This window comes from Rhizobium leguminosarum bv. trifolii WSM2297, from assembly GCF_000271845.1.
Genome location: NZ_JH719395.1, coordinates 4,697,541 through 4,719,808, shown reverse-complemented (window position 1 = coordinate 4,719,808; position 22,268 = coordinate 4,697,541). Strand labels below are relative to the sequence as shown.

General features: G+C 63.2%; 25 protein-coding genes and 1 pseudogene. 13 read left to right on the top strand and 13 right to left on the bottom strand.

The window, feature by feature from the left end:
• Nucleotides 1-386 (top strand): annotated as a pseudogene (locus RLEG4DRAFT_RS39660) (transposase); the annotation flags it as partial.
• Between the two features lie 171 nt (nucleotides 387-557).
• Here RLEG4DRAFT_RS39660 and RLEG4DRAFT_RS38025 read toward each other — a convergent pair.
• The gene (locus RLEG4DRAFT_RS38025) at nucleotides 558-1,463 is read right to left on the bottom strand and encodes a DUF1499 domain-containing protein (RefSeq protein ID WP_003584828.1); all 906 of its coding nucleotides are present in this window, start codon (nucleotides 1,461-1,463) and stop codon (nucleotides 558-560) included.
• A 107-nt stretch (nucleotides 1,464-1,570) separates the two neighbouring features.
• Here RLEG4DRAFT_RS38025 and RLEG4DRAFT_RS38020 point away from each other — a divergent pair, with 107 nt between their 5' ends.
• Together RLEG4DRAFT_RS38020 and RLEG4DRAFT_RS38015 are read left to right on the top strand one after the other, a co-directional pair.
• Nucleotides 1,571-1,720, top strand: coding sequence for a hypothetical protein (locus tag RLEG4DRAFT_RS38020; protein ID WP_171898211.1), 150 nt, complete (start codon nucleotides 1,571-1,573; stop codon nucleotides 1,718-1,720).
• Nucleotides 1,721-1,795: 75 nt separating this feature from the next.
• The gene (locus tag RLEG4DRAFT_RS38015; RefSeq protein WP_003584825.1) at nucleotides 1,796-2,185 is read left to right on the top strand and encodes a hypothetical protein; all 390 of its coding nucleotides are present in this window, start codon (nucleotides 1,796-1,798) and stop codon (nucleotides 2,183-2,185) included.
• Between the two features lie 15 nt (nucleotides 2,186-2,200).
• Here RLEG4DRAFT_RS38015 and RLEG4DRAFT_RS38010 read toward each other — a convergent pair whose 3' ends face one another.
• Entirely contained in the window at nucleotides 2,201-2,446 is a 246-nt protein-coding gene (locus RLEG4DRAFT_RS38010; protein WP_003584823.1) for a hypothetical protein, read from the bottom strand.
• A gap of 105 nt (nucleotides 2,447-2,551) precedes the next feature.
• Between RLEG4DRAFT_RS38010 and RLEG4DRAFT_RS38005 the strand changes: the two genes are divergently transcribed.
• Complete coding sequence (locus RLEG4DRAFT_RS38005; protein WP_003584822.1) at nucleotides 2,552-2,749, top strand: hypothetical protein; 198 nt, start codon at nucleotides 2,552-2,554, stop codon at nucleotides 2,747-2,749.
• Between the two features lie 334 nt (nucleotides 2,750-3,083).
• Nucleotides 3,084-3,359 carry a hypothetical protein gene (locus RLEG4DRAFT_RS38000; RefSeq protein WP_003584820.1) on the top strand — a complete coding sequence of 92 codons (276 nt, stop codon included), beginning with the start codon at nucleotides 3,084-3,086 and terminating at the stop codon, nucleotides 3,357-3,359.
• A 35-nt stretch (nucleotides 3,360-3,394) separates the two neighbouring features.
• On the opposite strand, the gene ppdK is transcribed toward RLEG4DRAFT_RS38000, so the two are convergent.
• Nucleotides 3,395-6,103 carry a pyruvate, phosphate dikinase gene (gene ppdK, locus RLEG4DRAFT_RS37995; protein WP_003584818.1) on the bottom strand — a complete coding sequence of 903 codons (2,709 nt, stop codon included), beginning with the start codon at nucleotides 6,101-6,103 and terminating at the stop codon, nucleotides 3,395-3,397.
• 1,188 nt (nucleotides 6,104-7,291) lie between these two features.
• On the opposite strand from ppdK, the gene RLEG4DRAFT_RS37990 reads away from it, so the two are divergent.
• Nucleotides 7,292-8,263, top strand: a complete 972-nt coding sequence (locus tag RLEG4DRAFT_RS37990) for an IS110 family transposase (RefSeq protein ID WP_003580220.1) — start codon at nucleotides 7,292-7,294, stop codon at nucleotides 8,261-8,263.
• A 238-nt stretch (nucleotides 8,264-8,501) separates the two neighbouring features.
• On the opposite strand, the gene RLEG4DRAFT_RS37985 is transcribed toward RLEG4DRAFT_RS37990, so the two are convergent.
• The 5 genes from RLEG4DRAFT_RS37985 to RLEG4DRAFT_RS37965 all read right to left on the bottom strand — a co-directional run bounded on the left by RLEG4DRAFT_RS37985 (nucleotide 8,502) and on the right by RLEG4DRAFT_RS37965 (nucleotide 14,424).
• Nucleotides 8,502-11,963, bottom strand: a complete 3,462-nt coding sequence (locus tag RLEG4DRAFT_RS37985; protein ID WP_003584815.1) for a chromosome segregation SMC family protein — start codon at nucleotides 11,961-11,963, stop codon at nucleotides 8,502-8,504.
• Nucleotides 11,964-12,215: 252 nt separating this feature from the next.
• On the bottom strand, nucleotides 12,216-12,986 hold the full coding sequence (locus RLEG4DRAFT_RS37980) for a DsbA family protein (RefSeq protein WP_003584813.1): 771 nt from the start codon (nucleotides 12,984-12,986) through the stop codon (nucleotides 12,216-12,218).
• 157 nt (nucleotides 12,987-13,143) lie between these two features.
• A complete protein-coding gene (locus RLEG4DRAFT_RS37975) occupies nucleotides 13,144-13,413 on the bottom strand; it encodes a type II toxin-antitoxin system RelE family toxin (protein ID WP_003584810.1) in 270 nt (89 codons plus the stop codon).
• Nucleotides 13,397-13,621 (bottom strand): type II toxin-antitoxin system RelB family antitoxin, encoded by a 225-nt coding sequence (gene relB, locus RLEG4DRAFT_RS37970; protein ID WP_003584808.1) that lies wholly within the window; start codon nucleotides 13,619-13,621, stop codon nucleotides 13,397-13,399. The genes RLEG4DRAFT_RS37975 and relB overlap by 17 nt, the downstream gene beginning before the upstream one ends.
• A 305-nt stretch (nucleotides 13,622-13,926) precedes the next feature.
• Entirely contained in the window at nucleotides 13,927-14,424 is a 498-nt protein-coding gene (locus RLEG4DRAFT_RS37965) for a DUF721 domain-containing protein (RefSeq protein WP_003584806.1), read from the bottom strand.
• An 85-nt stretch (nucleotides 14,425-14,509) separates the two neighbouring features.
• Between RLEG4DRAFT_RS37965 and mutY the strand changes: the two genes are divergently transcribed.
• The 3 genes from mutY to RLEG4DRAFT_RS37950 are packed head-to-tail and all read left to right on the top strand — an operon-like array spanning nucleotide 14,510 to nucleotide 16,597.
• The gene (gene mutY, locus RLEG4DRAFT_RS37960) at nucleotides 14,510-15,610 is read left to right on the top strand and encodes an A/G-specific adenine glycosylase (RefSeq protein WP_003584804.1); all 1,101 of its coding nucleotides are present in this window, start codon (nucleotides 14,510-14,512) and stop codon (nucleotides 15,608-15,610) included.
• 2 nt (nucleotides 15,611-15,612) lie between these two features.
• On the top strand, nucleotides 15,613-16,227 hold the full coding sequence (locus tag RLEG4DRAFT_RS37955) for an HAD family hydrolase (RefSeq protein WP_003584802.1): 615 nt from the start codon (nucleotides 15,613-15,615) through the stop codon (nucleotides 16,225-16,227).
• 4 nt (nucleotides 16,228-16,231) lie between these two features.
• The gene (locus RLEG4DRAFT_RS37950; protein ID WP_003584800.1) at nucleotides 16,232-16,597 is read left to right on the top strand and encodes a nuclear transport factor 2 family protein; all 366 of its coding nucleotides are present in this window, start codon (nucleotides 16,232-16,234) and stop codon (nucleotides 16,595-16,597) included.
• Between the two features lie 165 nt (nucleotides 16,598-16,762).
• Here RLEG4DRAFT_RS37950 and RLEG4DRAFT_RS37945 read toward each other — a convergent pair whose 3' ends face one another.
• From RLEG4DRAFT_RS37945 to RLEG4DRAFT_RS37935, 3 genes are all read right to left on the bottom strand, one after another.
• The gene (locus RLEG4DRAFT_RS37945; protein WP_003584798.1) at nucleotides 16,763-17,917 is read right to left on the bottom strand and encodes a site-specific DNA-methyltransferase; all 1,155 of its coding nucleotides are present in this window, start codon (nucleotides 17,915-17,917) and stop codon (nucleotides 16,763-16,765) included.
• 120 nt (nucleotides 17,918-18,037) lie between these two features.
• On the bottom strand, nucleotides 18,038-18,388 hold the full coding sequence (locus RLEG4DRAFT_RS37940) for an antibiotic biosynthesis monooxygenase family protein (protein WP_003584796.1): 351 nt from the start codon (nucleotides 18,386-18,388) through the stop codon (nucleotides 18,038-18,040).
• Complete coding sequence (locus RLEG4DRAFT_RS37935) at nucleotides 18,385-18,714, bottom strand: NIPSNAP family protein (RefSeq protein WP_003584795.1); 330 nt, start codon at nucleotides 18,712-18,714, stop codon at nucleotides 18,385-18,387. The genes RLEG4DRAFT_RS37940 and RLEG4DRAFT_RS37935 overlap by 4 nt, the downstream gene beginning before the upstream one ends.
• 70 nt (nucleotides 18,715-18,784) lie before the next feature.
• Here RLEG4DRAFT_RS37935 and RLEG4DRAFT_RS37930 point away from each other — a divergent pair, with 70 nt between their 5' ends.
• Entirely contained in the window at nucleotides 18,785-19,471 is a 687-nt protein-coding gene (locus RLEG4DRAFT_RS37930) for an ArsR/SmtB family transcription factor (RefSeq protein ID WP_003584793.1), read from the top strand.
• A 12-nt stretch (nucleotides 19,472-19,483) separates the two neighbouring features.
• Here RLEG4DRAFT_RS37930 and RLEG4DRAFT_RS37925 read toward each other — a convergent pair whose 3' ends face one another.
• Nucleotides 19,484-19,915, bottom strand: a complete 432-nt coding sequence (locus RLEG4DRAFT_RS37925) for a hypothetical protein (protein ID WP_003584791.1) — start codon at nucleotides 19,913-19,915, stop codon at nucleotides 19,484-19,486.
• Between the two features lie 274 nt (nucleotides 19,916-20,189).
• Nucleotides 20,190-20,411: a hypothetical protein gene (locus RLEG4DRAFT_RS37920; protein WP_003584789.1), complete on the bottom strand. Its 222-nt coding sequence runs from the start codon at nucleotides 20,409-20,411 to the stop codon at nucleotides 20,190-20,192.
• A 274-nt stretch (nucleotides 20,412-20,685) separates the two neighbouring features.
• Between RLEG4DRAFT_RS37920 and RLEG4DRAFT_RS37915 the strand changes: the two genes are divergently transcribed.
• From RLEG4DRAFT_RS37915 to RLEG4DRAFT_RS37905, 3 genes are read left to right on the top strand one after another with little or no spacing between them, the layout of a single operon-like run.
• Complete coding sequence (locus tag RLEG4DRAFT_RS37915; RefSeq protein ID WP_003584788.1) at nucleotides 20,686-21,258, top strand: hypothetical protein; 573 nt, start codon at nucleotides 20,686-20,688, stop codon at nucleotides 21,256-21,258.
• 52 nt (nucleotides 21,259-21,310) lie between these two features.
• A complete protein-coding gene (locus RLEG4DRAFT_RS37910) occupies nucleotides 21,311-21,655 on the top strand; it encodes a hypothetical protein (protein WP_003584786.1) in 345 nt (114 codons plus the stop codon).
• A gap of 9 nt (nucleotides 21,656-21,664) precedes the next feature.
• Nucleotides 21,665-22,108 (top strand): hypothetical protein, encoded by a 444-nt coding sequence (locus tag RLEG4DRAFT_RS37905; RefSeq protein WP_003584784.1) that lies wholly within the window; start codon nucleotides 21,665-21,667, stop codon nucleotides 22,106-22,108.
• Nucleotides 22,109-22,268: the final 160 nt, after the last annotated feature.

The following is a 22,268-nucleotide window of genomic DNA, read 5'->3' as shown; positions in this document are numbered from 1 at the left end:
GCTAAATCATTGCGGTCGGTGCCGGGCATCGGACCGGTTCTGGTGCCGCTGCTCTTGGCCGTCATGCCCGAACTCGGCACCCTCAACCGCCGCCAGGTCGCAAGCCTCGCCGGTGTGGCTCCGCATCCCAAAGACAGTGGCAAGGCCAGCTGGCACCGCAGCACCACCGGCGGGCGACGCCAGATCCGTCCGGCGCTCTTCATCGCTGTCTCGCCGCCTGCCGTGGCAATAGTCCGCTCGCCACAGCCTATCAGGCGCTGCTCAAGGCCGCAAAACCAAAGCGCGTCGCGCTCACCGCCATCATGCGCAAGATCATCACCATCGCAAACGCCCGGGTCAGAGACGCCTTGCAGCAGCAAAATGAATTAATGCTCGCGCCCGCATAAACTGACTTGGAGAGGGAGGTTGGGGTGGCGGTCTCGCAAATATTTGGCGGCGTGCCGTGTGAGCAGGTTGCGGGTGCCGCACCCTATCCCGGCCCTTCGCTTTGGGCTCAGGGCGTTCGCAACTGCAATCGATTCGCCGGATCGATTGCTGCCGCTTTGCGGCACCGTTGCTCACCCACCCGCAATCCCCAGCAGTTCGGCATCCAGCGCCTTCAAATAATCCCCGGCGATTGCGGCGCTGAAGCCGAGGTCGTGTTGGCCGTAGCGGGAGGCGACGCGGATGTCGACGAAGGTGGTTTCGGCTTCTTCGCGCAGCCGGATGAGGATATCGAAGCGCAGGCCGAGGATCAGCGTGCGGTTGGCTGCCTGCAGCGTCACGCCGTTGGCGCCGCGGATCAGCTTGGCGACATCGTCGTCATAGGGGCGCGGCGTCGGCACGGGAATGATGCCGGGTGCATCGGCAACGGCGTCGTCGCCGGGCTGAGGCGTTGCCGGCCTGTCCTCGAGGTCGCGGTCCGGCTCGGTGGTGCCGGCGCTCTTGACGATCACAAAGCCGCTCTGCTTGGCGACCTTGCGCACCGCCTCCAGCACCCGGTCGAGCGCGCCCTCGTAACGCCGGCCGGTGAGTTCCGGATAGGCCGCCATCTGCTTTTCGCGATCCTCCGGCGTCAGCAGATTGCGCTTCAGCCAGATCTGATCGGCTTTCGGGGCCGACAGCCAGTCCGGGGCGGAGACCGGATCGGTGGAAACGTCGTAGATGGCAGGCAGGGTGAGGTAACGCTCGGTGGCGAAGGCGCCGATAGCAAGCGGAAAGGCGGCATAGATCAGTGCGGCAAGGGCCGCCAGCCCGCCTTCGGCCCCCGTCATCCAGAGGCTGCGCAGCCCAACTGCGGCCAGCATGGCGGAAAGCAGCGCGAAGCCGGCGGCGGTAATCAGCAGCAGCACCAGATAGGGGGTGGCCAGCCCGCCGAAGCGATGGGCGATCAGCACCGCCAGCGCCAGCACCAGCGAAAACGCCCCGAGCAGCCGCGAAAAGCGGGCGGCGCTGGAAACGGGACGGTCGAAGCGGATGGCCATCAAACTTACCGGTTGCTCGTCAGCGCCGCGCACTCAACCACGCAAATCGCCGTAACCCTGTTTAGAGCATGATGCCGAAAAGTGTGAAGCGGTTTTCGGACGACATCATGCTCTATTTCTTTGATTTAGATCCGGATTCAGGTTTTAGGCCGGCCCGGCCTAAAATCATCCGGATCTGGGCAATTGAATCTGTTGTCTCGGAATATCCGACGGAATTCGCGGGTGATGGCCCGGGCGAAACGCCACCTGCTTTGTAAGCCCTTGCTGATATGTCAAAAAAAGGCCATTCTGCCGGGGTTTCATCTCCGAATTCAAAGGCAAGGAGAGACGGGATGATTTCACCCGAGATAGCAGCAAGGCCGCAGGCGTCTGCGCTTGGCGGCATCGATCACACCGAGCCGATGCTGCCGATGGAGCTGGTCGAGCTCGAACTTTCGCTCGAAGGTTATGCCGGCGGCGATGCCGGTTTCTGCGAGGCGGTGCGCCAGGCCGCCAACCGTTCCGGCGGCGAACTGCTGTTCGACCTGCCGGCCGGGGGTCTTATCGAGGATTGCCGCCGCATCGCCGTGCTGCGCATTCCCGATCACGGCAGCGGCACACGCGTCGTGCTGGCGCTGCTCGATTATGCCGGCACCGAAATCCGCATCCAGTCGCCCGATGAAGAGACCGCGCATCTCAAACGTTTCGCCGAAGCCTTCATCGAGGTGCTCGAGCGGATCTGAGCTTTAGCGGCAGTTTTAGCGCCGGTCGGCCGCGGCCTCCGCAAGGCTGCGGAAGGGAAACTTGCGCCCGCATTCGCACTTGATCATGAAAGATTCCTGGTGGTTCGACGGCCGCTGCACGCCAAAACCGCGCGGCAGCTGATCGACCTTGAAATCCGGGTGCTTGCGCTTGGGATCGTCGATCTCCGAGGCCTCGGCAAAGCCCTCATTGCCGCATTGCGGACAGTTCAGTTTCTTCGAAAATCGATCGCGGATGGCCATGCTCGTTCCCATGCTTGCAAGTGATCCTCATACAGAGGAATGCCCGGGGGCGAAAGTGGAACCAAGTGCAGGCGATGCCGTTCCTTTTTTGAAAAGGAGGCGATCATGCCGAACAGAGACCCCATTCCCACGCCCAATGCCGACACCCCGCGCGGCCCGACGCCGACACCCGGCATTCCCGACCCCATCCAGCAAAAACCGCCACTGACGCCGGTGCAGGACCCCGCCGACACGAAGAACCCGCAGGATCCACCGCTCGACCCGGCGCTGCTGCCGATCGGCGATCCGGCCGGGGCGGCTTGAGTCTGGTGAGGAGGGCTGCCCCCAGCCGATCTCCCCCCTTGTGGGGGAGATGTCCGGCAGGACAGAGGGGGGTGCTGCCCGCCGCACGCAGCCAAAAAAGCCGGCGCACGGTCCATTGTCCGAAACGGTCGGAAACGGCAGCGCACTCAGGGCGTGCCCCCCCTCTGCCCTGCCGGGCATCTCCCCCAAAAGGGGAGAGATCGGCAAGTGGCCAGAACCCCGCGAAACAGGGGCGCTTCTGCCGTGGCGGCAGTCCGACGAAGGTCAAATCAATGGCTTGACGCTCTCGCCCTAATGGCATTTCCTCTGAGCGATCATGCCAAGGACCAAACCAATGCGCATCCCCATCCTCATCACCCTGCTCGCCACCCTCCCCGGCCTTTCCGCCTGCCAGACGATGACGCCGGAGGAGCGGCGGGCGGCGGATGAGCAGCGATGCCTGAGCTATGGTTTCCGCCGCGGCACGGATGGTTTTGCCACCTGCCTGCAGCGCATCGATCTCGACCGGCGGGCCGAATCGCGGGCGAACAGTGCGGAAATGATGGACCGCATGGCCTGGGATCTGAACGGGCCCTATATCTACCGCGACCACTGGCGGCGGTATCACTGAGTGCCGCAGGCCCCTGCCCCAAACTCCGCGGTATTTTACGAGCTAGCCCGGAGGTCCTTCGGGCTGCGGCGGATTTCTTCCAGTCCGGCTGAAATGACCGCCTGCGCCGCCGCCAACCTGGCGATCGGCACGCGGAACGGCGAGCAGGAGACATAATCCAACCCGATCGTCTCGCAGAAGCGGATCGAGGCCGGGTCGCCGCCATGTTCGCCGCAGATGCCGAGCTTCATGTCGTTGCGGGTGCGCCGGCCGCGTTCGGCGGCGATGCTGATCAATTCGCCGACCCCGTCGAAATCGAGCGAGATGAAGGGGTCGTGCTCGATGATGCCCTTGCGCTGATAGGTGGGGATGAAGGCGGAAGCATCGTCGCGCGAGATGCCGAAGGTGGTCTGCGTCAGGTCGTTGGTGCCGAAGGAGAAGAATTCGGCGGCTTCGGCAATCACATGGGCGCGAAGTGCGGCCCGCGGCAGCTCGATCATCGTGCCGACGAGATAATCGATCTTCATGCCGGCTTCGCGCATGACATTGCCGGCAACCTCGTCGATGCGCGCCTTGACGTAATCGAGCTCGGTGCGCAGGCCGACCAGCGGCACCATGATCTCGGGCACGACGGCCGCCCCGGTCTCCTTCGCTGCGGCCACCGCCGCCTCGAAAATGGCGCGGGCCTGCATCTCGACGATTTCGGGATAGGAGATCGCCAGCCGGCAGCCGCGATGGCCGAGCATCGGATTGAACTCATGCAGCGCATCGACGCGCTGGCGCAAAGCGAGCGGCTCCATGCCCATGGCGAAGGCGACCTCGGCGACCTCGTCATCGGTCTTCGGCAGGAATTCGTGCAGCGGCGGATCGAGCAGGCGGATCGTCACCGGCAGGCCGTGCATGACGGTGAACAGACCGGTGAAATCCAGCCGCTGCATCGGCAGCAGTTTGTCGAGCGCCAGCCGCCTGCCCTTTTCATCCTCGGCCAGGATCATCTCGCGCATGACATGGATGCGCTCGCCCTCGAAGAACATGTGTTCGGTGCGGCAAAGGCCGATACCCTCGGCGCCGAAGGAGCGGGCGGCGCGCGCATCGGCCGGCGTATCGGCATTGGTGCGCACCGTCATCCGCCTGGCCCGGTCGGCCCAGCCCATGATCCGGCCGAAATCGCCCGACAGCTCCGGCTGGATCATCGGCACCTCGCCCTTCAGCACCTGGCCGGCCGAACCGTCGATGGTGATGATATCGCCCTTCTTGAGCGTGACGCCGACGCCGAGCAGCCGCTCGTTGCGCTGATCGATGCGCATGGTGCCGGCGCCGACGACGCAGGGGATGCCCATGCCGCGGGCAACCACCGCCGCATGGCTGGTCATACCGCCGCGCGTCGTCAGGATGCCTTCGGCGGCATGCATGCCATGAATATCCTCCGGGCTGGTCTCGACCCTCAGCAGGATGACCTTGCGGCCTTCGGCCTCGGCCTCGACCGCCTCTTCGGCGGTGAAAACGATGGCGCCGGTCGCAGCGCCGGGTGAGGCCGGCAGGCCGGTGCCGATCACCTGGCGGGTGACGCGCGGATCGATCGTCGGATGCAGGAGCTGGTCAAGACTCGAGGGCTCGATGCGCAGCACCGCCTCTTCCTCGGTGACCACGCCTTCGTCGACCATGTCGACGGCGATCTTCATCGCCGCCCGGGTCGAGCGTTTGCCCGAGCGGGTCTGCAGCATCCACAGCCGGCCGCGCTCGATGGTGAATTCGATATCCTGCATGTCGCGGTAATGGATCTCGAGCTCGGTGCAGATGCGGCAGAGCTCGCGAAACGCCTCCGGCATCAGCTTTTCCATCGAGGGTTTTTCCGAGCCGGAGGAAATCCGCCCCTCCTCGGTGATGCTCTGCGGCGTGCGGATGCCGGCAACGACATCCTCGCCCTGGGCATTGACCAGGAATTCGCCGTAAAGCGCCTTCTCGCCTGTGGAAGGATTGCGGGTGAAGGCAACGCCGGTGGCAGAGCTGTTGCCGAGATTGCCGAACACCATCGCCTGGATATTGACGGCGGTGCCCCAGGCTTCCGGAATATTGTGGAGCTGGCGGTAGGTGACGGCGCGCGCGCTCATCCAGCTGGAAAAGACCGCGCCGACAGCACCCCAGAGCTGGACTTCGGGATCCTGCGGAAATTCCTGCTCCAGCTCCTCCTCGATCAGCCTTTTATAGAGCGAGACGATATGCTGCCATTCGGAGGCGCTGAGTTCGGTATCGAATTCGTGGCCGAGCTTGGCCTTCTCGTCCTCGAGGATTTCCTCGAAGGCATCATTGCCGAGACCCATGACGACATCGGCATACATCTGGATGAAGCGGCGGTAGCTGTCCCAGGCAAAACGGGCGTCGCCGGCATCGTGGCCGAGCGCCTGCACCGTCTCGTCGTTGAGGCCGAGATTGAGTACGGTGTCCATCATGCCAGGCATGGAGACGCGGGCGCCGGAGCGCACCGAGAGCAGCAGCGGCTGGCTGGTGGAGCCGAAGCTGCGGCCGGTGATCGCCTCGATACCGGATATGCCGGCGCGCACCTCGGCTTTCAGAGCGTCTTCGATATGGCGGCCGTTCTTGTAATAGGTGTGGCAGGCATCGCCGACGATCGTCAGCCCCGGCGGAACTGGCAGCCCAAGGGCGCACATTTCCGCGAGATTGGCGCCCTTGCCGCCCAGAATCTCGTGATCGCGCGCCCGGCCCTCAGCCTGCCCGTCGCCGAACGTATAGACCCACTTGGTCATCTTCCCCCCAACACCACAGAGGGATCAGCTTGATCCCCTCAGACTGCCGGCATCTTTGCCAACTTCTCTTTCGTCATGCTCGTCGAGAATGACGTCAGGAGAGGTCAAGCACTGCCAGCGTCTGAGTAATCAGCTTAATCCGTTGGTGTTGAAATGAAAATCGACAAATGCGGCAAAATGTTGCGCTGCACAATAAATCTTGTGTGCCATGGCTGATGAAACGATTGAAACCTCGCCCGGCATCAGGAAGGCATAAAAAAAGCTTTGCGGGACTGCAACATGTCCCGCAAAGCCTTGTTTCCGTCCGGCCAGGAAAACCGGACGGGGGGTCCCTCAACCCAGGGCACTTTCCTCAAGTAATGGAATGCCCTATCGCTCCATCTTCACGCAATTCCTGCGAAAGCCGCTTCGCGCGTTTCCTGGAATTGCCCCAGATTTCCCGGTCCTTGCCCTCTGCCCGGAAAACCGCATGCAAATTCGACAATACGCACATTGACCGCCCGCGTTTCCACAGAAGCATCAGGTTGCGTTGAAACAACTTCTAATGCAAGTCATCGCAAAGAGCATCACCCAAATGGGGTAGAGGCCGCAAAGAAGCCGACCTTTTTTGGTGCTTACGCAATTTCCGGCGAAAGTGCAGGCCTTTTCAACCGCTTTCGGCCTTCAGCGTGATTATCTCAGCCCCTTCCACGTAACTATTTCATCACGCCATATGGCGAGGTGTTACGCAATATGACCGAGTGCCTTCCGCCAGGCCGCGTTTCCGCCCGTCCTGGGCCCCGAGTCTGGCATCCACTGCTGTCGCTGATGGGGCGAAGGTGGATCTCGGGTCAAGCCCGATCCTCGGGTCAAGCCCGAGGAGGACGGAGAATGGGGTGACCTCTGCGGCACAACAGCGATGGCCGGATGCGAATGCAGTGGCGCTCCTGCCGGTCCGGGCCTCCTGCCGGTCCTGTCCCGAGCGGGAATTCAGTGTCACGTGACATCCCCGCCCAGAAGATCGGCGGAACAGCCCCTTGCATGTTCAATTCGCACTAATTGTTGGATGATTGGTGCGCGCTCCGGCGGATGGCCATCCGCCGGAGCGCGGACGGCCGGGACCGCAAGCCCCTTGGCTAGAACCGGGGATGAGATTGGTCCGGCCGTCCTCGCGTTTGTCCTGAACAGATGATGGGGAGCAAGTCCCGCATGCAAGGCAAGGTTTCGTTCCAAGAAGACGCGATGCCGGTAGTTTATGCCGGTGTGGACGTGAGTAAAGAGTGGCTTGATGTTCATCTGCATCCGCTGGGCGAAAGCCGGCGGTTCAGTAATGACAAGATGGGCATCCGGCAGCTGAAACGGCTGCTGGCCAAGCATCGGCCCAAAAGCATCGTGATGGAGGCAACCGGCAAGTTCCATCGCGCCGCCCATCGCTCGCTTTGGCTCGCTGGCTTTGCCGTGGCTGTGATCGATCCGCTGCGTGCGCGCATGTTTGCCCGCGCTTGCGGCTATCTCGCCAAGACCGACCGGCTCGACGCCCGTTTCCTGGCGCTCTTGGCCGAGAGCCTGCGCCCGCCGGCCGACGCGCCGCCAACTCCTCACATTGAGGCCTTGCAGGAGCTGGTCAATGCACGATCGGCAACCATAGGCGACATCACCGCCCTGCAAAATCGCAGCAAGACGACCACCACCGCCTTTCTGCGCGGAGAACTCAACCGCCTCACACGCCAGCTGGAACAGCATGTCGAACGTCTCAACAAAGAGATCGAGCGCCGTGTCCGCGAGGATCCGCAGCTCTGCCGCAAGGCTGAGATCCTCACCTCCATTCCCGGCGTCGGCCGCATCACGGCCCTGGCCTTGATGGCGGGAATGGACGAGTTGGGCAGTTGTTCGGGCAAGCAGGCCGCCATGCTGGCAGGGCTTGCTCCAATCGCTAACGACAGCGGCGCGCGAACCGGGCGTCGTTCCATTCGCGCCGGCAGGCCCGCACCCCGGCGTGCACTCTACATGGCCGCCTTGTCGGCTTGTCGCTACAATCCCGCTCTTGCTCGTTTCGCAGACACACTCAAAGCCACAGGAAAACCACCCAAGGTGATCCTAGTCGCCGTCATGCGCAAACTTCTCGTTCTCGCTAACTGCCTCTTAGCTCAGGACCGACTCTGGACCCCAAATCCGCCTTGACAACCAACACAGATTCTCATCCGCCTGCCGCCACCTTCTCCCCGTAAACGGGGCGACCGCAACCTCTCCGTCCCTCACCCACCTCTCGCAGGGCACGTCCCCTCTCCCCGTAAAACGGGGGTTCGAAGGACGGGGCGAGCCCCGTGGCTCGACCCCGGTCAGGTTAGGGTGAGGGGCAGCCATCGGATTAACCGGACAGCCGTGGCCTTGAGCCTGGGATCCACGCCCACGCCAAACCTCAGGCAATCTCGCGCAGGCGTTCGGCGGTCTGCAGGTCGACGGAGACGAGGGTGGAGACGCCCTGTTCGGCCATGGTGACGCCGAAGAGGCGGTTCATGCGGGCCATGGTGATCGGATTGTGGGTGATGATGACGAAGCGGGTTTCGGTCGAGGCCGCCATTTCGTCCATCAGGTTGCAGTAGCGCTCGACATTGTGGTCGTCGAGCGGCGCGTCGACTTCGTCGAGCACGCAGATCGGCGCCGGATTGGTGAGGAAGACGGCAAAGATCAGCGCCATCGCCGTCAGCGCCTGTTCGCCGCCGGAGAGCAGCGTCATGGTCTGCGGCTTCTTGCCCGGCGGCCGTGCCAGGATTTCGAGGCCGGCTTCCAGCGGATCGTCGGATTCGATCAGCTGCAGCTCGGCGGTGCCGCCGCCGAAAAGATGGGTGAACAGCCGCTGGAACTGGGCGTTGACGATGTCGAAGGCGGCGATCAGCCGTTCGCGGCCCTCCCGGTTGAGGCTCTGGATGGCGCCGCGCAGCTTGCGGATCGCGTCGATGACATCATCGCGTTCCTTGATCAGCGCTTCGAGCTTCTCGCTCAGCTCCTTCTGTTCCTCGTCGGCGCGCAGGTTGACGGCGCCGAGCCGCTCGCGCTCGATCCTCAGGCGCTCCAGCTCGCGCTCGACCTCGCGCGGATCGGGAATCGCCTGCATGGTTTGACGCCCGGTCAGCTGCAGCGCCTCGTGCGGGGCGACATTCAGCACCTCGCGGATGCGGCTTTCGCTTTCCTGCCGCTTCTCGCGGGCGGAAACCAGGCGCTCCTCGGCGCGGCCGCGGCGTTCACGGCATTCGGCAAGCTCGGACAGTGCCGTCGTCGCCTTGTGGTCGGCTTCGCGCTGGATGCGTTCGGCCTCGGCCAACAGATCGCCGGCATTGCGGCGCGCCTCCTCGGCCTTCTGCAATTCGCTCAGCAAAGCGCGGCGTTTGTCGTCGAATTCATCCGGCGCCATTTCGAGCTCGGCTGCCTCTTCGCGCGCCTCTTCCTCACGCTCGCGCAACGTCGCGACATGGTCTTCGCCGCTGGTAGCCCGCTGGCGCCAGGTCTCGCGCTCCTGGCCGATCGCAACGATACGGCGCTGGCGCGCCTCGTTTTCCCTGGCCAGGCTTTCATGGCGGGCACGGCTTTCGGCCAGCGCGCCGCGATCGGTCGCCACCTCCGCCTGCTGGAAGCGCAGCCGCTCGTCGATCGCAGTCAGATCCGGCGCATCCTCCAGCTCGATGCGGGCATTCTCTTCCTGGACGCCGATTTCCTCCAACTGCGACTGCAGCTGGCTGACGGCCTCGCTGACGACATCGCGGCGGCGGATCAGCTCGCCGGAGGCACGCTCGGCGGCAACCAGGGCTTCGCGCGCTTCGGCAAGATGGCGCGCCGACAGGCGGCTCATGTCGCGGGCTTCCGCGAGTTTCCGCTCCTCAATGCGGATCGCCTCGGCGGCTTCCGCCTGCCGCTCCTCGGCTTCGGCGAGCACGTCGCGCGCGATCGCCGCTTCGCTCTCCAGCTCGGCCAGCCGGTTCTTCTGGGCAAGGCGCAGAGCGGCAGCGCTCGGCGCATCGGCGCCGGTGACATGGCCGTCCCAGCGATAGACGGCGCCCTCTTTCGTCACCAGCCGCTGGCCGGGCTTCAGCGCCGCCATCAGCGGCTCCGCCTCCGCTTTGACGACAAGGCCGATCTGGCGCAGACGGCGGGTCAGTGCGGCGGGCGCGCTGATATGGGCAAGCAGCGGTGTGACGCCTTCGGGAAGCGCGGGATCGCCGACGCCATCGCCATTCACCGACCAATGGGCCGGCGCTTCGGCAGCGAGCGGCGATTCCAGATCGTCGCCGAGGGCAGCGCCTAGTGCTGTTTCGAAGCCGCGGTCGACCTTCAGCTCGTCGGCAACCGGCGGAAATTTGCCGGCCGCGGCACCGGCGGCGAGCATGCGGGAAATGGTGCGGGCCTCGGTTTCCAGCGCATTCAGGCTGGAACGGGCCTGATCGACCGGGGCGCGCGCCAGCGCCTCCGTCTGGCGGGCGCTAGCCAGCGCCTGTTCGACTGCCTGGACGGCAGCTTCCGCATCGGCGACGGCGATTTCGCCGGCCTCGACGATGGCGCGTTTTTCTTCGGGATCCGGCAGGCCGGATATCTTGTCGGCGACGGCCGAGAGTTCGTGATTGGCCTCATCCATCTGGCGTTCGAGGCGCATGCGGCGGTCCGTGAGATCGCGGATGGCGCGTTCCAGCTGGTTGCGGCCGGCGGCGGCCTCGGCGCGCTCGGCGGTCAGCTGGGTGAAGATGCGCTCGCTGTCGGCAAGTTTTGCCGCCGCGCCCTCGAAGGCCTCGCGGGTTTCCTCGGCATAGCGGCCGGAATCGGCGAGCACTTCCGAAATCTCCGCCTCTTCGGCATCGAGCCGCGCCAGGATGACAGCGTTGTCGGCGACCAGCCGCTCCTCGCGGCGAATATCCTCGCCAAGCTGGGCGAGACGGCGGGTCAGTTCGTCGCGGCGGCGCAGGATGCGGCCTGCATCCTCCTCCAGCTGGCTTCTGGCGATCTGCAGGCGCTGCAGCGCGGCGGCGGCGCGCGCTTCGCCCTCGCGCAGCTCCGGCAGCTTCAGGCTGGCGATGCCCTGGTGCTTGGCCGCCTCCATCTGGTTCTGCGCCTTTTCGGCAACGACCGAGGTTGCCTGGTTGAGCGCGCTGTCGGCCTCGGCCTCGGCCTCCTTGGCCTGCACCCAGCGGATATGCAGGAGCATCGCCTCGCGGGCGCGAATATCGGCAGACAGGGTCTTGAAGCGGTTGGCCTGGCGGGCCTGGCGTTTCAGGCTCTCGATCTGGCTCTCGAGCTGCGAGGTGACGTCGTCGAGACGCTCGAGATTGCCTTCCGCGGCGCGCAGCCGCAGTTCGGCCTCGTGGCGGCGCGAATGCAGGCCTGAAATGCCGGCCGCCTCTTCGAGCAGCTGGCGGCGGGCCTGCGGTTTGGCCTGGATCAGCTCGCCGATGCGGCCTTGCCCGACCATCGACGGCGACCGGGCGCCGGTGGAAGCGTCGGCAAACAGCAGCTGCACGTCCTTGGCGCGGCTTTCCTTGCCGTTGATGCGATAGAGCGAACCCTGTTCACGCTCGATTCGGCGGGTGACCTGGATCTCGTCGCTGTCGTTGAAGGCGGCGGGTGCGGTGCGTGTCGCGTTGTCGAGATAGAGCGCCACTTCGGCGGTGTTGCGCGCCGGGCGGTTTCCCGAACCCGAAAAGATCACGTCGTCCATGCCGGAGGCGCGCATGTTCTTGTAGGAATTCTCGCCCATCACCCAGCGCAGCGCCTCGACGAGGTTCGACTTGCCGCAGCCATTCGGCCCGACGACGCCGGTCAGCCCGCGCTCAATGATGAATTCCGTCGGTTCGACGAAGGATTTGAAGCCGACCAGGCGCAGCTTGTTGAACTTCATGCAGAAATATCCACGGCAGGAAGCCCCCTCATCCGCCTGCCGGCACCTTCTCCCCGCTGGGGCGAAGGGGACGTGCCGCAACGTCTCGATTCCCTCTTCTCCCCAGCGGGGGTCCGAAGGACGGGTCGAGACCTGCGGCTCGACCCCGGGTGCCCGTAGGGCGGATGAGGGGGCCACACCCGCAAACTGCGCTGAAAATAAAAAACGGGCGCACGGCTTTCGCCGTCGCCCGTCGTGTCGGAACGATCCGGTTCAGATGAGGCTGTCGATGAGCGCCGACAAGGTTTCAACCGGCATGTCTCCAGAGTAGCGCTTGCCATTGATGAGGAACGTCGGCGTGGCGTTGACGCCGAAATCCTTGGAACCTCTTTCCCGCGTGGCGTTCACTTCATCCAGAAGCTTCTGGTTCGTCAAGCATTTCGTGAAGCTATCCTCAGTAAATCCGGCAAGCTTCGACATCTGCAGCAGTGCGGCACGGCCATCATCGGCGGCAGCCCAGACCTGCTGCTGCTTGAACAGCATCGATACCATCGGGAAATACTGCTCCGGCGTGCTCAACTGCTCCGGATTGGAAGCGCTGCAGCGGGCGAGCATGAAGGCAGCGGCAGCGCGCGGATCGAAGGGGAATTCGCGGATGATGAACTGCACCTTGCCGGCATCGACGTATTTCTGCTTGATGGCGTCGAAGGTGGTGTTGTGGAAATGGGCGCAATGCGGGCAGGTCATCGACATGTATTCGACGATTTTCACCGGAGCGTCGGCCTTACCAAGCGCCATCTCCGGCAGCGTACCCGGCTTCAGCACTTCGGCCATGTCGACATCGCCGTCGGATTGCGGCATTTCGGTCGCCGACGTCGCCGCCGTCTGCATGGTATCGACATTGGTGCCGTCGGCCATGGTCTTGCCGGAGGACGAAGCATCGGCAGCATCCTTGCTGTCGTTGCAGGCGGCAAGCGCTGCGGCAGCTGCGGCGATGGCGATCCCACCCAGGAGGCGGCGTTTCGTCAGTTGCATTTCGGACATCTGCATGGGTTCCCCATAAGCAATGAGAGTGACGGCATGACTGTGCGATATAACGGCTGGCGGCCGCTCACAAGCCACGGATCACCAACTTCCTTCAAAGAATTGTGACCGTGATGGGACCGCCAGACAAAATTGCGCGATTGGCCGTTTGTCGATTTCATCGGTAGACATCCCTGCGGTTGCCCACCCTCATGATGAGGATTTGGACCGCCCCGTCATCGATGCTTGCGATCACTCGATAGTCGTCGATGCGATATTTCCAGAAATCCCCGAGTTCGGATCCCTTGAGAGCTTCTCCGATGGATCGGGGATCATCCAGTCTGGCAACGCGATCATTGAGAAATCGCAAGATCCGGCGGGCGCCTTCATGTCCGAGCTTTTCAAGTTCGCGTTCGGCCGCTCGCTGAAACTCAATTCTCCAAACCATGACGCGCCATCAGCTCGGCCAGTGACACGGTGTCGCTCTCACCTCGGCGAAGCTCTTCGAGGCGCTTTTCGGCGAGATAGATGTCTTCGAGATCATCGAGATGTTCGAGGATCGCTTGACGCGCGTAGAAGCTCTTGCTTCGGCCCGTGCGCTTGGCAAGTTCATCGAGCCGCGCTTCAATTTCCGGCGGCAACCGCAAGGCCAGCATGATTTTTCTCCTGTCTGCTATACAAATAAAGCATCCGAAGCATTCGGTCACCATAGCCTCTCGGATATGCATGCTTATTTGGGAGAGGCTCTGATGGAAGCAGAGTGCTTGTGAATGGATGCTCGGGTCAAGCCCGAGCACGACGGAGGGCGGGATTGCTTCTGCGAACACAGCGACGGTGCAGAGTCGGGCGCTATTGGCGTGCCTCCAGCCTCTCGCGATCCTCAATCTCCGTCATCCCAGGCCCTGAGCCTGGGATTCATGGCTCGGGCTGACGGATGCCACATGGATTGGGAGAACCCGCGCTAGCGCCCACTCCCCCGCTTGCCCATCACCGCCGTCCCCAAGCGCTGGATCGCCTGGCGCAGCTTGTCGCCCTCGATCCCCTCCATCATGCCTTCGAGCTTGCGGGCGGCTTCGCCCTTCAGCGGCGGAGGGGTGCGGGAGCGGCGGGCGGGGTTGGAGACCGGCTTCTGGACGATGCGGATCTGGTGGACGGCGGCAAAGCCGAAGAAGCTGTTGATGCGCTGGATGAGTTCGCCCTGCGCATGGGTGAGGAAAAGCGCGCGGGCGCCTTCGCAGGCAATCGTCAGCACGCCGGGGCGGAAGCCGCCGTCATCGCCGCCGCCGCGGGCCCAGGCGATCTTTTCCGGCCGGGTGCAATCGGCAAAATCCTCGCCGGCGATTTCACTCCAGGAGCCGAGCAGAGCCGTGTTGATGCCGGCGCGGCGCGCAAGGACGGGATCGATCAGGCCGTTGGCCAGCTCGGAAATCTGCTTTGCACCTTTACGTGGATAACTCATCGAAACCCTTGGACGCCCCGCGAACGACTTGATCGCAGGGCATTGCTTCGCCAAGTATAGGCCACCTCCCCCATCGCGGCAAATCATGACGATCACCCTCGACACGCCCTTCGCAAAACCCCTTCTCGACTGGTACGACCGCCATCACCGCGACCTGCCCTGGCGTGTCTCGCCCGGCATGGCGGCCAGCGGCATCAAACCCGATCCCTATCATGTCTGGCTTTCCGAGGTGATGCTGCAGCAGACGACGGTGCAGGCGGTCAAACCCTATTTCGCCAAGTTTCTGCAGCGCTGGCCAAGGGTGAGCGATCTTGCCGCGGCCGAGAACGAGGCTGTCATGGCCGCCTGGGCCGGGCTTGGCTATTACGCCCGCGCCCGCAACCTGAAGAAATGCGCCGAAGCGGTGGCGCGCGAACATGGCGGCGTCTTTCCCGATACCGAAGAAGGTCTCAAATCGCTGCCCGGCATCGGCGATTATACGGCAGCCGCCGTCGCCGCCATCGCCTTCAACCGGCCGGCGGCCGTGATGGACGGCAATGTCGAGCGGGTGATCTCCAGGCTTTACGCGATCGACACACCGCTTCCTGCGGCAAAACCGCTGATGAGGGAAAAGGTGGCGCTGCTGACGCCTGCGGCCCGGCCCGGCGATTTCGCCCAGGCGATGATGGATCTCGGGGCGACGATCTGCACGCCGAAGCGGCCGGCCTGTTCGCTCTGTCCGTTTCGCGGCGCCTGCGAGGCGCTGAAATTTTCCGATCCCGAGCTCTTCCCGGTCAAGGCGGCAAAGAAGGAAAAGCCGGTGCGCCACGGCGCCGCCTTCATCGCCGTGACCGGCGATGGCGAGATCCTGCTGAGGCGGCGCGCCGAAAGCGGCCTGCTCGGCGGCATGACCGAGGTGCCGACGACAGGTTGGACGGCGCGTATCGACGGCGAGACTTCCGTCTCGGCAGCACCCTTCGAGGCGGCATGGCAGGCCAGCGGCACCGTCATCCATGTCTTCACCCATTTCGAGCTCAGGCTTTCGATCTGGCGGACGGCGATCGCCGCCAAGCCGAAGACGAATGGCGGCGCCAATGACGGATGGTGGGAGCCGGTTACAAATCTTGAAGCGCAGGCCTTGCCGACCATCATGAAAAAAGCGATCGCAGCGGCTATTCCACTCGCGTTCAAAACGTCCAAGGGATGACCATGACCACCGACATAAAGCATATCGTTTTCGATATCGGCAAAGTTCTTATTCATTACGATCCGCATCTTCCTTTCAGCCGGCTCATCCCCGACGAGAGCGAGCGCAACTGGTTTTTCGCCAATATCTGCACCCATGACTGGAACGTCGAGCAGGACCGCGGCCGCACATGGGCGGAAGCCGAAGCGCTGCTGATCGCTGAGCACCCGGCACGTGAGGAGCATATCCGCGCCTTCCGCAAATATTGGCACGAGATGGTGCCGCACGCCTATGAGGACAGCGTCGCGATCATGGAAGGGCTGATTGCCGAAGGCCGCGACGTGACGATGCTGACCAATTTCGCCTCCGACACTTTTCGCGAGGCGCAAGGGCGCTTCCCGTTCCTGACCAAACCGCGCGGCGTCACCGTTTCCGGCGATGTCGGCCTGATCAAGCCGGATCTGGCGATCTACGAGAGCCATACCAACACCTTCGGCCTCGATCCCAAGGCGACGATCTTCATTGATGACGCGCCGGTCAATGTCGAAGGCGCCAAAGCTTTCGGCTGGAATGCGGTGCTGTTTTCGGGCGCCGACAAGCTGCGCAGCGATCTCGCCGCTTACGGATTGAAAGTCTGAGACCATGGCTTTCGACCCGGCAGAAGAAATCGAACGCTTTCACGCCGCGATCAACGCCCTCGATTTCTCAGCGATCGAGGGCTATTTCGCCGAAGACGCCACCTATGTCTCGAATGGCGTCGGCAGTCTTTCCGGCCGCGCGGAGATCATGGCCGCCTTCCGGAAATATTTCGACGACTATCCCGATCAGACGGCGGATAATTCGCTTGTCGAAAACCTGACGCCGCTTTCCGGCCGGGCGGTCTGGTCGCTTCGCGCCACCCACAGCCAGACCGGCAAGCCGCTGATCCGCGAGGGCGAGGAGACGATCACCTTCGATGCGGAAGGCCGCATCACCCGCGTCGAGGTCACCGACTACAAGGATTTCTGAAACAGCACCTCAGAAATAGAAGACGCCCGAGGTTTAAGCCTCGGGCGCCTTGGCCTTCTTCCGCAACTGGAGGAAACCGGAAGAAGGTATTTCGATCTGCCAGAGCATGATGCCGAAAAGTGTAAGCGGTTTTCGGACGACATCATGCTCCGTCTAAGGTGCTGCTCATTCCACCTTTGCCAGATCACTGCGGATGACGGACCTGAGATCGTCGATCGGGCGCAGGGACTGCCCGTCTTCGAAATGCCAGAAGGTCCATCCGTTGCATGCATCGAGACCCTGCACCTTGGCGCCGAGACGATGAATAGAGCCGGCCTCGCCGCCTGAGGCGACCGTACCGTCGGCCCGGACGATGGCGCTATAACGGCGCTTGGCGTCGGTCAGCACCTGGCCGGGCTTGATCAGGCCGCTTTCGACGAGCACGTTGAAGGCGACGCGGACTTCGGCCTTCTTGCCGGTCATGACCGTCAGTTCCGCCTTGCCAAGCGGCTCGACGGCGGCGATGCGGGCCGAGGCCGCATCGATATAATCCTGCTCGCGTTCGATGCCGACGAAGTGACGGCCGAGGCGCTTGGCGACGGCGCCCGTCGTTCCTGAGCCGAAGAAGGGATCGAGCACGATGTCGCCTGGCTTGGTCGAGGCCATGATGACGCGGGCTAGCAGCGCTTCCGGCTTCTGCGTCGGATGCACCTTCTTGCCGTCCTCGCCCTTCAGCCGCTCATTGCCGTTGCAGATCGGGAACAGCCAGTCGGAGCGCATCTGCACGTCGTCATTGGCGGCCTTCATCGCATCGTAGTTGAAGGTATAACCCTTGGCTTTGGCATTCGGGCTTGCCCAGATCATCGTCTCATGGGCGTTCTGGAAGCGGCGGCCCTTGAAATTCGGCATCGGATTGGTCTTGCGCCAGATGATGTCGTTCAATATCCAGAAATTCAGATCCTGCAGCGTGGCGCCGACGCGGAAGATATTGTGGTAGGAGCCGATCACCCAGATCGAACCCGTCGGCTTCAGCACCCGCCGACAGGCGAGCAGCCAGGCACGGGTGAAGGCGTCATAGGCCTCGAAGGAAGCGAACTGATCCCATTCGTCATCGACCGCATCGACCAGCGACTGATCGGGACGATGCAGCGATCCGCCGAGCTGAAGATTATACGGCGGATCGGCAAAGATGATATCGACGGAGTGGCTGGGCAAAGCTTCAAGAGCGCTGACGCAATCGCCCTTGATGATCGTGTCGACCCAAGAATCCGACCGAGAACCCGGCCGGGAATCCGACTTGACGGAAGCCTTGAGGTCGGCAAGCGGAAAAACTGATGCCATTCTGATACTCACTCATACGCTTGACGCTTAACTCTCCGTTATGGTTACGCAACTTAGTTACCAAAGCCTGAAGCGGTGGCCGATTTCGGGATTTTATTCGGCCGCCGCTGCCAAAAGACATCACGCGGCATCATGAAAATTGCGGCTATCAGCCGGCGCCTCGTCGCGTTCGAACATGCCGTAATCGCGCACGACACTGGCGATGCGCAGGCGATAATCGGCGAAGATGCCGCCGCGGCCGGCTTGCTGGGCGGCCCTGTGAGCCTCGAGGTTGCGCCATTCCTTCACCGCTTCCTCGTCGCGGAAGAAGGAGAGCGACAGCAGCTTGCCGCGGGTCGTCAGGCTCTCGAAACGCTCGATCGAGATGAAGCCGTCGATCTTTTCGAGTTCGCTACGCAATTCGCCGGCGAGATCGAGATATTTATGACGTTCGCCCATATAGGGCACGACTTCGAAAATGACGGCGATCATGGCAGCACCAGCTTTGCGTGAGGGGCGGAGACGTTTTTCAGGAAGATGCGATCCTCCTTCAGGATGAAGCACTCGCGTCTGGCATATTCATAATTGTCGCGGCCGAGCGGGTCGGCCGCCAGCCTGGCGCGATAGGCCTCGTAGGCGGCAAGGCTTTCGATGTTGTAGACGCCGTAGGCTGTCGTCGCCGATCCCTCGTGCGGGCCGAAATAGCCAATCAGATCGGCGCCGTTCCGGGGAATTGCCTGGCCCCAGTTGCGGGCATATTCGGCGAAGGCCTCTTTCTTGAAGGGGTCGATTTCGTAGCGGATGAAGCAGGTGATCATCGGTTTCTCCTTTTGTGCTTCCCCGTTTTCGCACATTGCCGGACGGCGATGCTTCGGTTACGATCGAACTATGAAGGAAGGACCTGACATTGCCCAGATCGGCGCGCTGATCGGCGATCCGGCGCGGGCCAATATGCTGGCGGCGCTGACCGGCGGCCGGGCGCTGACGGCGACCGAGCTTGCCGGCGTCGGCGGCATCACCGTGCAGACGGCGAGCACCCATCTGGCCAAGCTCGAAGCCGGTGGGCTGCTGACCCAGCGCAAGCAGGGGCGCCACCGATATTTCACGCTGGCCGACGAGGCCGTCGCCCGGCTGATCGAAAGCATGATGGGCTTTGCCGCCGGGCGCGGGCATCTGCGCCACCGGCCGGGGCCGAAAGAGCCGGCGCTGCGCAAGGCGCGCATCTGCTACGATCATCTGGCCGGCGATTACGGCGTGCGCATGCTCGACAGCCTGATTGCTTCAGGCTCGATCGACGCGGTCGGAGAAGGACTGGCGCTGACCGAAAAGGGCGAAAGCGATCTCAAATGCATCGGCATCGATGTCGGCGGTCTCAGATCCTCACGCCGTCCGCTCTGCCGTTCCTGCCTCGACTGGAGCGAAAGACGCGCCCATCTTGCCGGCAGTCTCGGCAAGGCGCTGCTGTCAAGCTTCCTCGACAAGGGCTGGGCCCGGCGCTCCGCCGAAAGCCGCTCGATCCTCTTCTCGCCGGAAGGCGACCGGCAGTTTCTGAAGCTGTTTCCGGTTGATGCGTAGGTTCCGGCTGGCTTAGACGCCCGCTCTCTTTTCATCTTCCTGCCTGACATGGGCGCGCAGCGCCGCGAGAGTGAGCGCCAGTGCGGCGTGATTGCTCTCGGCTTCACCGAGCACGCTTTCGCCTTCCTCGATTTCGCGCAATTGCGCGCCGTAAAGCCGCTCGTCCGGCGTCTGGCGGCCGCGGGCAAGCTGCCAGACTGCATCCGGCCGGATTTCCCGGCATAGATCGATGGCTTGATTGACGTCGTGAGTGAAGGGCCGCGCCATCAGGAAGCCGTGCTGCGACTTGATGCTGCTCGGCAGGTAGTCGTGGGGACCGTCGAAATCAGTTGGTTCAGCCGGCCGGAATTGCTTCAACAGAAAGGCACAGGTGATGAAGGCGTCGATCCGGCTGTCGGGCATATCCGTCTTCTCAAGGGTTTCGATGATGTCCTCGATCGTCATGCAGTCTTCCTCTCGGTCCGTTCCTTGGCGTGCCGCGTCTCCTCATCCCCAATAGCGGCGGTGGCATCCTCTTCCCCGAGCGCCATCTAGTGCAGGAGAATGCCAAGGATAGTCCTGGAACGGTGATAAGCCGGTGATCATGTGGATTTCATCGATCGCGCGCCCGCCTAGCTTGAGCTAACAGGCTGTTGCGCACGTCCCGGTCGAATTGCCTTCGGCTTCTGCAACAGGGTCGGCCGCCAGACGGCATCCGCCGCCGGCTCTCGTAGGCGACTTATAGTCTCGTCGAGCAGCCCTTCTTCCTCATCTTCCGTTCGATCTTGGCCCTCCTTTCGGGCCCATCTCCGGCATGTTTTCCGCCGGTCAGACCGTGATCCATCATCGCCTGCAGCTCTGCACAGCTTCTGTGGTTGCCCTTGGCGGTGACGTCGGTGGGTGTGAAGGCAAATAGCAGCGCGACGGCTGCTGCCGGTCGAACAAGAGCTGACAGCTTCATGGTCCCTCTCCTATTGCCTGACATGCTACGCCCAAGCCCGTAAGCCCGCAATGAGCAGGGTGTCGCGCCGGTCGGGGATAGCTGTGTCCGACCAGCCGGGCGGACGGCAAAGGACCCCATTTTGCTCCTATGCCGGCGCGGTCAGACCAAGGTCCGGGGCCCCTCCGACTGAGTGCCTAGAACAGGAACAGTGGGGTGTAACCGAAGTTTGTCAGACAGCTACCCATCCACTGCGGACGCGATAGCAGCTCAAAAACAAACGGAGGAATACATCATGATGAAGGTAACACATCTCGCATTGGCAGCGGCCTTTCTGGCCGGCACGACGGTTTCCGGCTTTGCTCAATCGTCAAGCACGGTCGGCACCGGCGGTTCATCAGCCGGCGGCGGAACTGCGAGCAGCACCGTCGGTACTGGTGGCAGCTCTGCCGGGGGCACCTGCCCTGCCGGCGCAACCAACTGCAATTCCGGCTCGTCGTCGACGGTCGGCACCGGCGGCTCATCTGCTGGAGGCGGCACATCGAGCAGTACTGTCGGCACCGGCGGCTCTGCCGCGGGCTCTGGATCGGGCTCGGGTTCTGCTTCGACGCTCGGCACCGGCGGTTCGTCGGCCGGCGGCGGCACCTCGAGCAGCAGCGTGGGCACCGGCGGTTCTGCGGCGGGCTCGGGCAATGCGAATTCGGCATCGAGTGTCGGAACCGGCGCTTCGTCTGCGGATGGCGACAAGACGGGCAGCACCGTCGGCACCGGCGGCTCTGCGGCCGGAACCTCGCACGACAGCAAGGGCAAGAAGGGCTGCGCGCCCGGCCAGGTCAAGAAGGATGGCGCCGGCACCAAGGGCTGCTGACGTTGTCGGCCGGCGCCTCTGCGGCGTCGGCCAAACCCTTGGAGATAAGACAATGACCCAATTTTCCACAATCGCACTGAGCGCTTGCCTGGTCTTGATCGCCGGGCAAACGATGTCGGAAGAGATCAAGCTCGACGACGGAACGACATGCACGATCGTCCAGTCGCAGGCGGGAGATATGTCCACCACCGTGACGGCGGGCAATGGGCACGTCTCCTCATCGACGACGACCGGCAGCGGCTCGGCCGGCTCCTCTTCGTCATCCGCCTCCGCCGGCTCCTCGGCCGGATCGGGAAGCGTCGACAGTTTTTCCACCGCGAGCATCACCCGGCCTGACGGCACCGTCGTCACCAAACGCTCCGACGGCACCTGCTCAATGACGAAACCGACGAAATAGGAGAGGACAATGAAACATCTCAACTTTATCGCCGCCGCCTCGATCGCCCTTCTCGCGTCGAGTTCGGTGGTCCTTGCAGAGGATTGCAATGCGGCCGGAACGGTGGGAACGGGCGGCAGCGCCTCGGCCGGAGGCACCTCGGCCAGCTCTGTGGGAACGGCGGGCGCCTGCCGAACCGACGGCGGCACGACATCCTCGATCGGCTCGGGCGGCAGTGCCGCCACCATCGACGGAAAGGCGCAAAGCAAGACCCATATCAACGACAATGGCGACAAGCTCAAGGCGCAGACCAAAGCCCAGGCCGTCGACAAAGGCACATTCAGCAAGTCCCGCACGAAGACCAGCACCGACGGCGACACGCTGGATAGCACGACCCGCACCATGTCGCATGTGCCCGGCCAAAAGCCGGTCAAGAACACCACCAATCAGAAGATCATCCTGCCACAACAGTAGCTTGGCTGGGCTCGCCTCACTCGGACAGGGGCGAGCCCTCGGCCGTTGGTGTAACGGCGCCCGGTGCTCCAAACCCGCTTCTTGAAGAGCATTCAACTGCTCATCGAGTGAGCCAAATACTACAACCTATTGTTTTTACGCGGCTTCGCGTGGTCTCGCT